We start from the raw sequence: 270 nt of genomic DNA on the forward strand, positions 1-270 counted from the left end.
ATCGTGGACTACATCGGCATCGCCCAGAACCTTAAGTCCGCCTTGCAGCAGTACTCGAAAAACGACCGGGAGCAAACCGGCGTCGATGAATCGCAAGCCATCGCGGTGATGTTGGAGAGATACGAGGTGGTGCGGGACATGTACCACGGCTTCGCCGATTCCAACGCCGTCCAGCACACCCGCCCGAATCGTTTCGACGCTGTTAGACGAAAGATTGCCGCGAACCGCCACGCTGAATGGACCGTCCGGCCCAACGAACGGCCAGTTCGC

The 270-nt window shown here is 59.6% G+C and carries 1 protein-coding gene; it reads left to right on the plus strand.

What is annotated here, in order from left to right:
• A partial coding sequence (locus SB771_RS34590) for a type I restriction enzyme endonuclease domain-containing protein (RefSeq protein WP_410721987.1) occupies positions 1 to 270 on the plus strand: 270 nt, incomplete at both ends.

The organism is Burkholderia sp. SIMBA_051 (assembly GCF_046534915.1).
Classification (GTDB): domain Bacteria; phylum Pseudomonadota; class Gammaproteobacteria; order Burkholderiales; family Burkholderiaceae; genus Burkholderia; species Burkholderia ambifaria.